Annotated in this window: 10 protein-coding genes and 3 tRNA genes; 2 read left to right on the forward strand and 11 right to left on the reverse strand. The window is 63.5% G+C overall.

Going from position 1 to position 13,099, the window contains the following annotated elements; translation table 11 throughout:
* Positions 1-13: 13 nt before the first annotated feature.
* The 5 genes from tsaA to rimO form a co-directional block, all read right to left on the reverse strand.
* Complete coding sequence (tsaA, locus tag ACQ4N9_RS07380; RefSeq protein WP_125465162.1) at positions 14-709, reverse strand: tRNA (N6-threonylcarbamoyladenosine(37)-N6)-methyltransferase TrmO; 696 nt, start codon at positions 707-709, stop codon at positions 14-16.
* Positions 709-1,170, reverse strand: coding sequence for a DUF1456 family protein (locus ACQ4N9_RS07385; RefSeq protein WP_153787617.1), 462 nt, complete (start codon positions 1,168-1,170; stop codon positions 709-711). The genes tsaA and ACQ4N9_RS07385 overlap by 1 nt, the downstream gene beginning before the upstream one ends.
* A 48-nt stretch (positions 1,171-1,218) precedes the next feature.
* Complete coding sequence (locus tag ACQ4N9_RS07390; protein ID WP_390967986.1) at positions 1,219-1,929, reverse strand: rRNA pseudouridine synthase; 711 nt, start codon at positions 1,927-1,929, stop codon at positions 1,219-1,221.
* Between the two features lie 120 nt (positions 1,930-2,049).
* Complete coding sequence (locus tag ACQ4N9_RS07395) at positions 2,050-2,508, reverse strand: GNAT family N-acetyltransferase (protein WP_390967985.1); 459 nt, start codon at positions 2,506-2,508, stop codon at positions 2,050-2,052.
* Between the two features lie 94 nt (positions 2,509-2,602).
* Positions 2,603-3,934 carry a 30S ribosomal protein S12 methylthiotransferase RimO gene (gene rimO, locus ACQ4N9_RS07400; protein ID WP_153787620.1) on the reverse strand — a complete coding sequence of 444 codons (1,332 nt, stop codon included), beginning with the start codon at positions 3,932-3,934 and terminating at the stop codon, positions 2,603-2,605.
* A gap of 235 nt (positions 3,935-4,169) precedes the next feature.
* Between rimO and ACQ4N9_RS07405 the strand changes: the two genes are divergently transcribed.
* On the forward strand, positions 4,170-6,080 hold the full coding sequence (locus ACQ4N9_RS07405) for a potassium transporter Kup (protein ID WP_390967984.1): 1,911 nt from the start codon (positions 4,170-4,172) through the stop codon (positions 6,078-6,080).
* Positions 6,081-6,116: 36 nt separating this feature from the next.
* On the opposite strand, the gene ACQ4N9_RS07410 is transcribed toward ACQ4N9_RS07405, so the two are convergent.
* The 5 genes from ACQ4N9_RS07410 to ACQ4N9_RS07430 form a co-directional block, all read right to left on the reverse strand.
* Positions 6,117-7,409 (reverse strand): virulence factor family protein, encoded by a 1,293-nt coding sequence (locus ACQ4N9_RS07410; RefSeq protein ID WP_390967983.1) that lies wholly within the window; start codon positions 7,407-7,409, stop codon positions 6,117-6,119.
* Entirely contained in the window at positions 7,409-10,051 is a 2,643-nt protein-coding gene (mprF, locus tag ACQ4N9_RS07415; RefSeq protein WP_390967982.1) for a bifunctional lysylphosphatidylglycerol flippase/synthetase MprF, read from the reverse strand. The genes ACQ4N9_RS07410 and mprF overlap by 1 nt, the downstream gene beginning before the upstream one ends.
* Positions 10,052-10,315: 264 nt before the next feature.
* A tRNA-Met gene (locus ACQ4N9_RS07420) sits at positions 10,316-10,392 on the reverse strand.
* A gap of 131 nt (positions 10,393-10,523) precedes the next feature.
* Positions 10,524-10,600 (reverse strand) — tRNA-Met (locus ACQ4N9_RS07425).
* A 135-nt stretch (positions 10,601-10,735) separates the two neighbouring features.
* Positions 10,736-10,812 (reverse strand) — tRNA-Met (locus tag ACQ4N9_RS07430).
* A gap of 210 nt (positions 10,813-11,022) precedes the next feature.
* Here ACQ4N9_RS07430 and dinB point away from each other — a divergent pair.
* Complete coding sequence (gene dinB / locus ACQ4N9_RS07435; RefSeq protein WP_390968086.1) at positions 11,023-12,081, forward strand: DNA polymerase IV; 1,059 nt, start codon at positions 11,023-11,025, stop codon at positions 12,079-12,081.
* Positions 12,082-12,127: 46 nt separating this feature from the next.
* Here the strand turns inward: dinB and ACQ4N9_RS07440 are convergent, their stop codons facing one another.
* Positions 12,128-13,081, reverse strand: coding sequence for a hypothetical protein (locus ACQ4N9_RS07440; RefSeq protein WP_125465153.1), 954 nt, complete (start codon positions 13,079-13,081; stop codon positions 12,128-12,130).
* Positions 13,082-13,099 lie beyond the last annotated feature (18 nt).

Here is a 13,099-nt window from a genome sequence, read left to right on the forward strand (position 1 = left end):
GGCCGGTGCAGGCTCAACAATCGCGTACGACCTCCAGCACCCGGATCTGGTCAGGCTGAGGATAGTGCCAGCGCACCTGCACATCCCAGAACTTCACCCCGTAAACCCGCTCGACGGGCGGTACCTGATAGGCAGGCCGCGGGTCCTGTGCCAAACACTGCTCGATCAACGCCACCAGTGGCTCATCCAGGCGCAGCGCATGCTCGCGAGCCTGGGGCAGGGCGCTTTCACTCCACTGTACGGCGATAGGCGCTGGTGCCGCGCCAGCCATCTGGTTGGTCGCCTCCAGGATGCTATCGGCATAAGGCACGTAGGGTTTGATATCCAGCACCGGCGTGCCGTCGAGCAGGTCGATGCCTGAAAGCAGCAGGCGCCCAGGCTCGACGCCTTCCAGGCGCACCACTGACTGACCGATGCCGTTGGGGCGATGGGTGGCGCGGGTGGCGAACACCCCCATGCTCTTGTTGCCGCCCAGGCGCGGCGGGCGCACTTTCAGGCGTGGCTTGTCCTCCAGGGCTTCGTGGAACAGGAACAACAGCCAAACGTGGCTGACCTGCTCCAACCCCTCTACCGCGTCCCCCTGGTCGAACGGCGGCAGCAGTTCGAGCACGCCTCGCGCAGCTGGCGCCAGTTGCGGCTGGCGCGGGATGGCGAACTTCTCCTTGAAGCAGGAGCGGACGATGCCGACCGGCGAGACGGTGTGTTGCATCAGCCACGCACGCGCTGGGTGAGGCCCTTGAGGAAGTTGCGCAGCAACTGGTCGCCGCAAGGGCGGTAGTTGTCATGGCCGACCTTGCGGAACAGCGCGCTCAGTTCGGGCTTGGACACCGGGAAGTTGACCGCCTTGAGCACCGCGTGCAGGTCGTCCTCCTTCAGCTCGAAGGCCACTCGCAGCTTCTTGAGAATGGTGTTGTTAGTCACCGGCAATTCGACAGGTTGTGGCGGGCGGCTGTCGTCGCGACCGCGGCGGTGGATCACCAGGCCGTCGAGAAAATAGGCCATGACCTTGTCCGGGCACTGTACGAAGCCGGGCTCTTCTTCTTTCTTCACATAGCCGGCAATCGCCTCTGCGGTGACCTGCAGGCCGGCCAGGCCGATGATCTCGGCCATTTTCTGGTCGTTGGCTTTGATCATGTAGCGCAGGCTACGCATGACGTCGTTGTGGTTCATTGCAGCAAATCCTGTTCAAGAGCCGCACCAGTCCGCGCGGCAGTAATGCTAGAAACGTTCGGTGGCGGCGACATAGCGCCATTGCCCGGCTGGCAGCTTGCCCATCGACACGCCGCCCAGGCGGATGCGGCGCATGCCCAGCACCTTAAGGCCTGCTGTTTCGCACAGCGCCTCGATCTGCCCGCGTTGCGGGTTCTTCAGCACCATGCGCAGATGCTGTTCGTTCTGCCAGCTGGCCTTGGCCTTGGGGAGCTCCACACCCTTGCGCTCCACGCCGCGGGCCAGGCGTTCCAGTGCACCAGGTTTGGCCTCGCCGCTGACCTGGACGATGTATTCCTGCTCGAGGCGACGCAGGTCGGCGTCGATCTTGCGGCTGACGCGCCAGTCCTGGGTGAACACCTGCAGCCCGCTGGCGCCCGGCAGCAGTGGGGCGATGCAGTCCTGGCGGGTGAAGTGGCCGTGCAGCGGGCGCAGGCCTTCGCGGTGGGCTTCGCTGAGGGTGGCCATGGACATGCCTGCCTGGGCGATTGTCACGTTCTGGCCAGCTTGCTGATTGAGCAGCAAGGTCACAGGTTCCAGGGTTTCGGCGCGGGCACCAGGCAGCAGTTCCACGCGCTGGTCGAGGATCTTGAATTGCGGCTGCTCGACCACTTCGCCATCGACCGTGACCCAGCCTCCTTCGATGTACAGCTCGGCCTCTCGGCGCGAGCAGCCAAGCTGTTCGATGAGGCGTTTGGACAGGCGGATAGGCTCGGACATGGACAATGAGTTCGCAGGGCAGGGAAAGCGCTCATTGTACCTGCCCCGGTAGGTTTGGGGCTGCAAATTGGTGTCATTTGCGCCATTTCGGCAAACAACCGCTACCTCGTAGGCAGCGCCTCACGGCGTTGTACGGCCCCGTTGCATGTGCAGCAGTGGATACGGCTGACCCAGGCCGTCCGTTGCCGAGCGGCCAATGATCTCGAAGCCTTCGTGCAAGTAGAAGCCAAGGGCCTGGGGGTTCTGTTCGTTGACATCCAGGCGTTCGGCATTCAGCTCTGCCACTGCGTGACGCAGCAAGCGTTGGCCGACGCCCTGGCCGAAATGTTCGGGAGCGACGAACAGCAGGTCGACGCGACCATTGGCCACGCCGGCAAAGCCAAGGATCCGCCGGTCGCGGTCCTTGCAGCAGACCAGCATCACTGCGTCCAGGTACTGGGACAGCACATGCTCGCGCAACAGTTGGATGTAGGCGTCGGGGAGGAAGTCATGGGTGGCCCGTACCGACGCCTCCCAGATCCGCACCAGTTCCGGGTAGTCGGCATAGCGGGGGGTGTGCAGGGTCAGCGTCGGCTTCATCCTCGGCGGCTCCGGTGTGCGTTGGCCTCTGCACAAACATAGATGCAAAAAAATACCCCGCCAGTGGGCGGGGTATTTTCAGTGCAGCGGGGTGTCAGACTGGCTCTGCCCACATGTCGTATTCATCCGCATCGACGATGCGGCAACGCACTTTGTCGCCTGGCTTGAAGCCGTGGTCGCCATCGATGAACACGCTGCCGTCGATTTCCGGCGCGTCGAAGAAGCTACGGCCTACCGAACCCTGCTCTTCGACTTCGTCGATCAGCACTTCGATTTCCTTGCCGATGCGCAGTTGCAGGCGGGCGGTGCTGATGGCCTGCTGGTGGGCCATGAAGCGGTCCCAACGTTCCTGCTTGACGTCATCCGGTACCTCGTCCAGGCCCAGGTCGTTGGCCGGGGCGCCCTCTACCGGCGAGTACTGGAAGCAGCCGACGCGGTCGAGCTGGGCTTCGGTCAGCCAGTCCAGCAGGTACTGGAAGTCTTCCTCGGTCTCGCCAGGGAAACCGACGATGAAGGTCGAACGGATCACCAGCTCGGGGCACTGCTCGCGCCAGTTCTTGATACGGGCCAGGGTGCGGTCTTCGAAGGCCGGGCGCTTCATCGACTTGAGCACTTTGGGGCTGGCGTGCTGGAACGGGATGTCCAGGTACGGCAGGATCTTGCCGGCGGCCATCAGCGGGATCACGTCGTCCACGTTCGGGTACGGGTAGACGTAGTGCAGGCGCACCCAGGCGCCCAGGCTGCTCAGCGCTTCGCACAGCTCGAGCATGCGAGTCTTGACCGGGCGGCCGTTCCAGAAGTCGGTCTTGTACTTGACGTCGACGCCGTAGGCGCTGGTGTCCTGGGAAATCACCAGGATTTCCTTGACGCCGGCCTTGACCAGGCGCTCGGCCTCGCTCAGCACTTCACCGACCGGGCGGCTGACCAGCTTGCCGCGCATCGATGGAATGATGCAGAAGCTGCAGCTGTGGTTGCAGCCTTCGGAAATCTTCAGGTAGGCGTAGTGGCGCGGCGTCAGCTTCACGCCTTGAGGCGGCACCAGGTCGATCAGCGGGTTGTGGTCCTGGCGTGGCGGCACCACTTCGTGCACGGCGTTGACCACCTGCTCGTACTGCTGGGGGCCGGTGACAGAAAGCACGCTCGGGTGCACGTCACGGATGCTGCCCTCTTCGACGCCCATGCAGCCGGTGACGATGACCTTGCCGTTTTCCTTGATGGCTTCGCCGATCACTTCCAGCGACTCGGCCTTGGCGCTGTCGATGAAGCCGCAGGTGTTGACCACCACCACGTCGGCGTCCTCGTAGGTCGGCACGACTTCATAGCCTTCCATGCGCAGCTGGGTCAGGATGCGCTCGGAATCGACCAGGGCCTTGGGGCAACCCAGGGAAACGAAGCCGACCTTAGGGGTGGCGGGAGTGGTGGACATGGCTAACCTCGGTATTGAATACAGGTCGCCCGGCCGGTAACGGGGGCGATCCTGGCGGGCGCTTTTCGCGCCTCTGATCAAAAAGTGCGCAATTCTAGCGAGCGCAAGGTCGCTTGACCAGCAGAAATACGACGAACGCTGCGCTATGCTTCGCGCCGTTGCGCGGGGGCCTACGGGATGCCCCGACGCGGATGGGAATTCAATCGGTCTAACAGGCCTTCTGCGGGAGTGGTCGATGGTTCAGGCAAGCAGTCACGCCGCGGGCGGGCACGAGGGTAAGCAGGGTGCGACGCGGTCGCTGGGCCTGCTCGTGGCAGCTGTTGGGGTGGTCTATGGCGATATCGGCACCAGCCCGCTGTACACCCTCAAAGAGGTCTTCAGCGGCGGTTATGGAGTACCGGTCAACCACGATGGGGTGCTGGGCATCCTGTCGCTGATCCTCTGGTCGCTGCTGTGGGTGGTGTCGTTCAAGTACGTGATGTTCATCCTGCGCGCCGACAACCAGGGCGAGGGCGGCACCATGGCGCTGACGGCGCTGGCGCGGCGGGCCACGGCCAGCCATCCGAAGCTGCGTGCGCTGATGGTCATCTGCGGCCTGATCGGCGCCTCGCTGTTCTATGGCGACAGCATGATCACCCCGGCGGTGTCGGTGCTGTCGGCGGTGGAGGGCATGGGCCTGGCGTTCGATGGCATCGACCACTGGGTGGTGCCCATCTCGCTGGTGGTGCTGGTGGCGCTGTTCCTGGTGCAGAAGCACGGCACCGAGACGATCGGCAAGCTGTTCGGCCCGATCATGGTCACCTGGTTCCTGGTGCTGGGGGCACTCGGCGTGCATGGCATCTCGCAGAGCCCGGAAGTGCTCAAGGCCTTCAACCCGGGCTGGGCGTTGAATTTCTTCATCGTTCATCCGGGCATGGGCGTGGCGATCCTCGGCGCCGTGGTGCTGGCGCTGACCGGTGCCGAGGCGCTGTATGCCGACATGGGCCACTTCGGCCGCAAGCCGATCGCCCGTGCCTGGTTCATCCTGGTGCTGCCGGCGCTGGTGCTCAACTACTTTGGCCAGGGGGCGATGCTGTTGCAGAACCCCGAAGCCGCCCGTAACCCCTTCTACCTGCTGGCACCGAGCTGGGCACTGCTGCCGTTGGTGGGCCTGGCTACCATGGCCACGGTGATCGCCTCGCAGGCGGTCATCTCGGGTGCCTTTTCCCTGACCCGCCAGGCCATCCAGCTCGGCTACATCCCGCGCATGCAGATCCAGCACACCTCCAGCGACGAGCAGGGGCAGATCTACATCGGTGCGGTGAACTGGACGCTGATGGTCGGCGTGGTGCTGCTGGTGATCGGCTTCGAGTCGTCCGGCGCCCTGGCTGCGGCCTATGGGGTGGCGGTGACCGGCACCATGTTGATGACCACCATCCTGGTGTCGGCGGTGATGCTGCTGTTGTGGAAGTGGCCACCGGTACTGGCGGTGCCGATTCTGGTGGGCTTCCTGTTGGTCGACGGGCTGTTCTTTGCCGCCAACGTGCCGAAGATAGTCCAGGGCGGTGCTTTCCCGGTATTGGCGGGGATCGTGCTGTTCGTGCTGATGAGCACCTGGAAGCGTGGCAAGCAGATCCTGGTCGAGCGCATCGACGAAGGCGCGTTGCCGCTGCCGCTGTTCATCGCCAGCATCCGTGTGCAACCACCGCACCGGGTCGAGGGCACAGCGGTGTTCCTCACCGCGCGATCGGACGCCGTGCCCCACGCGCTGTTGCACAACATGCTGCACAACCAGGTGCTGCACAGCCAGGTGGTGCTGTTGACGGTAGTCAGCGAGGACCAGCCGCGGGTGCCGGAGAGCGAGCGTTTCGAAGTGGAAGCCTATGGCGACGGGTTCTTCCGGGTGCTGCTGCACTTCGGTTTCATGGATGAGCCCGACGTGCCGGCGGCCTTGAAACTGTGCCATCTGGACCAGCTGGATTTCAGCCCGATGCGCACCACGTATTTCCTCAGCCGCGAGACGGTGATTGCATCGCGACTGGAGGGGATGTCGCGTTGGCGCAGCAACCTGTTCGCATTCCTGCTCAAGAACGCCAACGGTAACCTGCGCTTCTTCAACCTGCCGTTGAATCGGGTGATCGAGCTGGGAACCCAGGTCGAGATCTAGAAACAGTTAGGGGCCGCATAGCGGCCCCTTTTCACATCATTTTTCAGCGACGCTGGACTTCCCCTGGCGGGTCTCGATCTCGTTGATCAGGCGCTTGGCCAGTGCCGGGTAGTTCTCGTCGAAGTGGTGGCCGCCGGGCAGCTTCATGCGTTCACCCACGGCAGTCTTGTCGGTGCAGCCGCTTTCGTCGGTTTCCTCGACACCATACACGCAGACCACCTTGGCGGCGGGCAGCTTGGCCATCTCCAGCCCGGTCGGGGCTTCCTGGCCTTCCTTGCCCAACCAGCCCTCGACCTCGATCTCGAAGCTGCCGCTGCGGGCGAAGGCCAGCAGGATCACCGCATCGACGCGCTTCTGGTCTTCTTCGGGCAGGCGGTTGTAGATGGCTGGCAGTACGTCGGCGCCGAACGAGTAGCCGGTCAGCACGAAACGTTTGGTGCCCCATTTCTGGCGGTAGTGCTGCATCAGTTCGGACAGGTCGGCGGCGCTTTGCTCCGGCGTCTTGTGCTGCCAGTAGTAGCGCAGGGTGTCGATACCCACCACCGGGAAGCCGAGCTTGGCCATCTCGCCGGCGACGTCGCGGTCCAGGTCGCGCCAGCCACCGTCGCCCGAGAGGAACAGGGTGACGGTGTCGGTGGTCTGCCCGGCCGGGACTTCGACCACCGGGATCGCCAGGGCGTTGCCGTCCTGGCCGACCAGGGCTTGGGTGAGCTGGGCCTTGAGTACCTGGGGCAGGTGGATGTCGTAGTCGGCAATGCTGGTCTCGGCGTTGGCCTGGTCGCGCACGAAGGCGGCACTGGCATCGTCCGGGTTGTCGTTCCAAGCCACGTTCCAGTGGCCGTGGGCGGCGGATTTGGGCAATTCAACCTGGCAGTCTGGTTGTTCAAGGGTGAAGTCCACCGAGATGGCGCGGGCCTTGTCATCGCTCTGTGTGGCCAGCCAGCGCCAGGCCTGGGCGGCGCCGGGGCCGATGCCGGCGACCACGGTGGGTTTGTCGGACAACTGCGCCAGTGCCTCATTCATGGCTGCCTGCTGTTTGCCGCAGTCGGCCGGTGGCAGGATCACCTGCACCAGTTGAGCTTCGCCGGCCTGGCTCAGGTCCAGCAGTTGCTTGTCGCTCAAGGCCTGTTCCTGCGGCACGCCGATGGCTACCCGGGCCTTGGCATGTACGCCAGGGGTGGCTCGGGTCAGGCTGCTGCCGTCGCCCAGGGTCAGGTGGTCCAGGCGCGCTTCTGGGGCAGGTCGGGTCCACAGCCAGAAGGCTGCACCGCCGGCCAGGGCGGCCAGTAGCAGGGGAATCAGTACGTACAGCCAATAGCGTCGGATCATCAACGTTTCACCAATCCAGTCAGGCCACCAGCGATCAGGGCGGCGGTATCAGCCAGTGCCACCAGCGGGTCGAGCCCGGCCGGCACGGCCATGTAACGGGGTTCCCAGTCCGGCTGGAACTTGTCCTTGAAGCGCCGCAGGCCCTGGAAGTTGTACAGCTGCTCGCCACGCTGGAACACCATCGAACCCAGGCGTTGGGTCAAGGGTGCGCCGCGCCGCGGCTGCAAGCCGGAAAGGGGGACCATCCCCAGGCTGAAACGGCCATAGTCATGGCTCTTGTAGTGGAGGATCAGGCCAACCATCATGAATTCCATGGTCAGCTTCGGCGCCTCCGGGTGGGCGCGCATCAGGTCCAGGCTGGCCAGCTCGTTGCTGTGGGTCTCCAGCAGGTTGGCAAAGGCCACCGGGCGGCCCTGGAAACGAATCAGCGCGATACGAAAGTGCTGCAGGTATTCAGGGCTGAAGCGGCCGAGCGAGAAGCCTTTCTCGCGCACGTTCTTGCCTTCGAGCCAGGCGTCGGAGATTTCCTTGAGCTCGGCCAGCGGCGCTTGGCCGGGCTCGTGCACCTCAAGGCTCAGGCCGTCGCGCCCACCGCGGTTCCAGGTGTAACGCAGGTCCTTCATTTCCTTGCCTTTGGCTTCGAGGTCGAAGCGGCGCAGGTCGACCCGGGCTTCTTCGCCCAGCTTGATCGCGGTCAGGCCGATGTCCATGTAGAACGGCAGGTTCTCCGCGCGCACCTGGTAGAACACCGGGCGGGCGTGGTGCAGGTCGCACAGGTCGCGGAACTGCCAGATCATCTCGGCGCGCTCCTGGGCCGGCCCGATAGGGTCGTACAAAGCCACCAGGCTGCGACCACGGCGGGCGTACATGAGGAAGGCATTGTCGCTGGGATGGAACAGCAGGGCCTTGTCACCGGTCAGTGCCAGGCCACCGTCGGGCTGGTCGGAGGCCAGCAGGATGCGGTTGGCGCGTTGCAGTTCGTCTTCGGTGGGCAGGTGGATCACCGGGCGCGCGGTGCGCAGCAGCCAGGTCAGGGAGACGATCACCAGCAGTACGGCGCTGCCCATGGCCGCGCGCAGGCCGCGTGGGGCATCGGCATCAAGGGTGAACTGCCACCACAGTTTGTGGGTGTAGGGTACGTCCTGATAGGCGAACAGCAGCAGCCAGATCGACGCACCGACCACGCAGGCGCTGGCCACCAGGTACACCGGCGAGAACGGCAGCTCAAGCAGCCTGCTGGGGCGATAGAACGAACGGCGAAACAGTGCCAGCAGGGCAGCGGTGAGGCACATGAGCGTGGCCTCTTCCCAGTCGAAGCCCTTGAGCAGCGACAGGACTGCGCCTGCCAGCAGCAGCACGGTGGTCAGTAGCCAGGCGGCTGACAGACGGCGGCGCAGGCCCTGGGCCAACAGCAGGCACAGCACGCCGATGAGGCTGGCGCCGAAGTGCGACGCATCGATCAGCCGGTGCGGAATCAGGAAACCCATGTGTTCCAGACGGCTGTCGATCTCGGGGGTGGCGCCGGAGAACAGCAGCACCACACCGGAGAGGAACACCAGGATTGCCAGTACCGGTGCAGCCAGCCCGGAAGCCGCGCGGATGGCTTGTTGGGCGAACAGCAGGCGGCGCGCTTCGTTGGCCAGCAGCAGTACGCACGCCACAAGCAGCGGCAGCACAACGTAGATAAGCCGGTACAGCAGCAGTGCGGCGGCCAGTGGTGCGGCGCCCAGCTGGTTGGCAAAGGCGGCCAGCAGGATCGCCTCGAATACACCGACACCGCCGGGTACGTGGCTCAGCACACCGGCAGCCAGTGCCAGCAGGTAGACCAGTACAAAGGCACCGAATGGCGGTGCTTCCGGCAGCAGCAGGTACAGCACGGTGGCGGCGGCGGCTACGTCCAGCGCGGTGATCAGCAGTTGCAGGCCGGCCAGGCGAGCGCTTGGCAGGCGCAGGGTGCGGCGACCGAACTGAACCAGCAGGCTGTCCTTGAGCGGTTGCTCTGCCAGGCGGCGACGGTACAGGCCCATTACCAACGCAGCGGTCATGACCAGTACTGCCACGGCAATCCCACCCAGCAGCGGCGCGGGCAGGCGCAGTGCAGTGGCAGCGGCCGGCAGATTGCTGAGAGTGGCCAGGGCCGCCAGCGGCGGCAGCGCGCAGCCCAGCGACAGGCTGGCGAACACGGTCATGCGTGCGACTTCCGCAGCGCTGAGCCCCTGGCGGGCATACAGGCGATAACGTACCGAACCACCTGAGAGCATCGACAGGCCGATGGCATTACCGATTGCGAAGGCGCTGAAACCACCTAGCACCAAGGTTCGCGGCGGTAACTGTACCGCCGCGAAACGGCTGGCCGACCATTCGTAGCCCAGCAGGATCAGGAAGCCGACTGCGGTAGCCAGCAGTGCCCCCAGCAAAGCGTTGGACGGCACGCTGAGCATGGCGTCATGCAGCGCGTAGATGTCCAACTCGCTCAACAGGTGACGGCAGGCAATCAGGCCCATGGCGAACAGCACCAGGGTCAGCGCGAGGCTCAGGGGTTGGCGGTACTTGCTCAGGCGTTCCAGCCAGGGCAGGCGTTGTGCAGCCGTAGGCAAGGCCGCAGTCAGCGGTGCCTGGGTTTCGGGGGTGGGGGCGGTCATGGGTTACCCCGTGCGATCAGCGCGAGGTGCAAGCGAGCTACGGCCAAGTGAAAATCCCTTTGGAAAAACGTGTCCAGATATTACTCCGGCCCATGTAGTTAATCTGTTTCAGGATAGTTAAAGATAGTTCATTCAGCTATGTGGATCAGCCGCGGGGGCGAGGCGGGAGGTGCACTGCGCCTGGTCTGCGTGGCCCAATGCGATGGGCCGGAATGCAACAAGCCCCGCACTATCTTTCGATAGGCGGGGCTTGTTCTGACGATATGGTTGCGGGAGCCGGATTTGAACCGACGACCTTCGGGTTATGAGCCCGACGAGCTACCAGGCTGCTCCATCCCGCGTCAGTGGTGCGCATTCTACCGATTAGTGAATGGCTGTCAAGCACAAATGCTTGATTTATTTGGTTTTTTCTAAATGTCCGGGCACGGGCAATAAAAAAGGCCACTGTAAAAACAGTGGCCTTTCTAGAATCTGGTTGCGGGAGCCGGATTTGAACCGACGACCTTCGGGTTATGAGCCCGACGAGCTACCAGGCTGCTCCATCCCGCGTCAGAGGGGCGCATTCTACGGATTATCCGAATGCTGTCAAGCTTTAATGCTCAATAGTCTTCAAGGGTTATCCGAAATGCTTTTCAGGGATCAATAAAAAAGGCCACTGTCGAAACAGTGGCCTTTTCTTTAATCTGGTTGCGGGAGCCGGATTTGAACCGACGACCTTCGGGTTATGAGCCCGACGAGCTACCAGGCTGCTCCATCCCGCGCCTGTGAGATCGAATTCTACGGAATTCCTTCCCGATGTCAAGTTTTAAATCAAAAAAACCTTTCCCGTTCAGACTCTTAGCGTGCCAGATCGGTGGCTGACCCAGTGTTGACGGGGGTTCCAGGCCGATTGTCGTGTACACCCTGTCTCCGCTCATGGGGCTTGGGGTAATATCTGTATGAATTTACAGTACTGGCTGTCGTCCATGTCCTTGCGCAAGATCATTCATGTCGACTGTGACTGCTTCTACGCCGCCATCGAGATGCGTGATGACCCGCGCCTGGTGGGGCGCCCCATGGCAGTGGGTGGGCAGCCAGGGCAGCGTGGGGTGATTGCCACCTGCAACTATGAGGCGCGGGCCTATGGCGTGCGCTCGGCGATGTCCTCGGGGCATGCCATGAAGCTGTGCCCAGACCTGCAGATCGTCAAGCCTCGCTTCGAGGCCTACCGTGAAGCGTCGCGGGAGATACACGCGATTTTCCGTGACTACACCGAGCTGATCGAGCCCTTGTCGCTGGACGAGGCTTATCTGGATGTCAGTGACAGCCAGTGGTTTGCCGGCAGCGCCACGCGCATTGCCGAAGATATCCGCAGGCGTGTCGCGCAGCAGTTGCACATCACGGTTTCTGCCGGGGTGGCGCCTAACAAGTTCCTGGCCAAGATTGCCAGTGACTGGCGCAAGCCCAACGGCCTGTTCGTGATTACCCCGGATCAGGTGGAGGCGTTCGTCGCCGCGCTGCCGGTCGCTCGTCTGCACGGGGTGGGTAAAGTCACGGCGGACAAGCTGTCGCGGCTGGGCATTGATACCTGCCTTTCCTTGCGTGATTGGCCGCGCCTGGCATTGGTCCGTGAATTCGGCAGTTTCGGTGAGCGCTTGTGGGGGCTGGCGCGGGGTATCGATGAGCGTGCGGTGCAAAATGACAGTCGTCGCCAGTCGGTCAGCGTGGAAAACACCTACGATCATGATCTGCCGGACCTGGCCAGTTGCCTGGAAAAGCTCCCCGACCTGCTGGCCAGCCTGAACGAGCGTATTGCCCGGATGGACAGCAGCTATCGGCCCGACAAGCCTTTCGTCAAGGTGAAGTTCCATGACTTCAGCCAAACCACCCTGGAGCAGGCAGGGGCAGGGCGTGACCTTGAGAGTTACCGGCAGTTGCTCAGCCAGGCGTTCGCACGCGGGGGTAAGCCCGTGCGTTTACTGGGTGTAGGGGTGAGGTTGCGTGATTTGCGCGGCGCCCATGAGCAATTGGAGTTGTTCGAGAGCAAATAAAGAAGGGGCGCGATGTGCGCCCCTTGCTGTTATTGCGTCAAGCCATTCATTGCGCGCCAGGGTCGGCGACCAGGCGGCCGGTTTCCTTGGTCAGCGTTTTGAGGAAGTCCTGCTGCAGTTCCGGATCGTTGCGAGTCAGCTCGATCAGGCTCTGCTCCAGCTCGCTGGCTTCTTCTTCCAGGCCCAGCTCCGAGAGGCGCTTGACCCGATGTACCCACTGGCCGACATCGTCGTCTTCGAGGTCATCGAAGATCAGCTCGTGCGCTTCCAGCAGCTTGCCACGCAGGTTGCCGCTTACCAGCAGGCTGGCATCGCCACGCACGCCGTTGTCCTCGTCGACCACCTGCAAGTGCAGGGTGCCTACGTGCTTGAGGTTCTGCTCGGAGAACGGGCTGTCGAGCAGGTTCAGGCGTAGAACACCGTTCTTGTCGGTGGTCAGCTCGTGGGTCATCTTGCCGGCCTTGACCTCGACCAGGCGCTCGTTCCAGGGCACGCTGGTGAACTCTTCGCGCTTGCCCTTCTCGACTTCGCTGATACCGGCCAGGTTCTGTTGCGCCCGGCCGTTGGACGGCGTGTTCATGAAAGGGTTGAGCCCGGCCACGCCATAGCTGAGCCAGTCGTGGGTCATGCTCTCGGGCAGGTTGCCCAGGGCGAACACGTTGGCCACGTTGGCACCGATACCGGCAACCACCGCAACCGCACCCAGCGGGATCTCGTAGATCTCCCGCCAGGGCTGGTAGGGCGTGTAGCGGTCGTAGCGGCGGGTCACCTCGAATTCGGTGACCTCGAAGCGCTGCTGTTCGTGAATGCGCACGCGCCGTTGCGGAAGCTCCATGACCTTGGGCTCGCCGACATCGATCTGCAGACTGTGTTCGAGCAGCTTGCGCTCGACGCGCTCTTCATGGTCGCTGCGCTGGGGCATCTGGTTGGCGCAACCGCTGAGGAGCAGGGCGCCGCACAGTGCGGCGCCCCCCAGGGTGTAGGTACTTCGCTTGGACATGATCACTCGCGCAACGGT

This window comes from Pseudomonas sp. ES1, from assembly GCF_050586605.1.
GTDB lineage: Bacteria > Pseudomonadota > Gammaproteobacteria > Pseudomonadales > Pseudomonadaceae > Aquipseudomonas > Aquipseudomonas sichuanensis.

What these genes read in the sequence shown, in the direction of transcription:
- ACQ4N9_RS07405 (WP_390967984.1), top strand. Translation starts at nt 4,170, where the DNA reads ATGGTTCAGGCAAGCAGTCACGCCGCGGGCGGGCACGAGGGTAAGCAG.
- ACQ4N9_RS07395 (WP_390967985.1), bottom strand. Translation starts at nt 2,508, where the DNA reads ATGAAGCCGACGCTGACCCTGCACACCCCCCGCTATGCCGACTACCCG.
- tsaA (WP_125465162.1), bottom strand. Translation starts at nt 709, where the DNA reads ATGCAACACACCGTCTCGCCGGTCGGCATCGTCCGCTCCTGCTTCAAG.
- rimO (WP_153787620.1), bottom strand. Translation starts at nt 3,934, where the DNA reads ATGTCCACCACTCCCGCCACCCCTAAGGTCGGCTTCGTTTCCCTGGGT.
- ACQ4N9_RS07390 (WP_390967986.1), bottom strand. Translation starts at nt 1,929, where the DNA reads ATGTCCGAGCCTATCCGCCTGTCCAAACGCCTCATCGAACAGCTTGGC.
- ACQ4N9_RS07440 (WP_125465153.1), bottom strand. Translation starts at nt 13,081, where the DNA reads ATGTCCAAGCGAAGTACCTACACCCTGGGGGGCGCCGCACTGTGCGGC.
- ACQ4N9_RS07385 (WP_153787617.1), bottom strand. Translation starts at nt 1,170, where the DNA reads ATGAACCACAACGACGTCATGCGTAGCCTGCGCTACATGATCAAAGCC.
- ACQ4N9_RS07410 (WP_390967983.1), bottom strand. Translation starts at nt 7,409, where the DNA reads ATGATCCGACGCTATTGGCTGTACGTACTGATTCCCCTGCTACTGGCC.
- mprF (WP_390967982.1), bottom strand. Translation starts at nt 10,051, where the DNA reads ATGACCGCCCCCACCCCCGAAACCCAGGCACCGCTGACTGCGGCCTTG.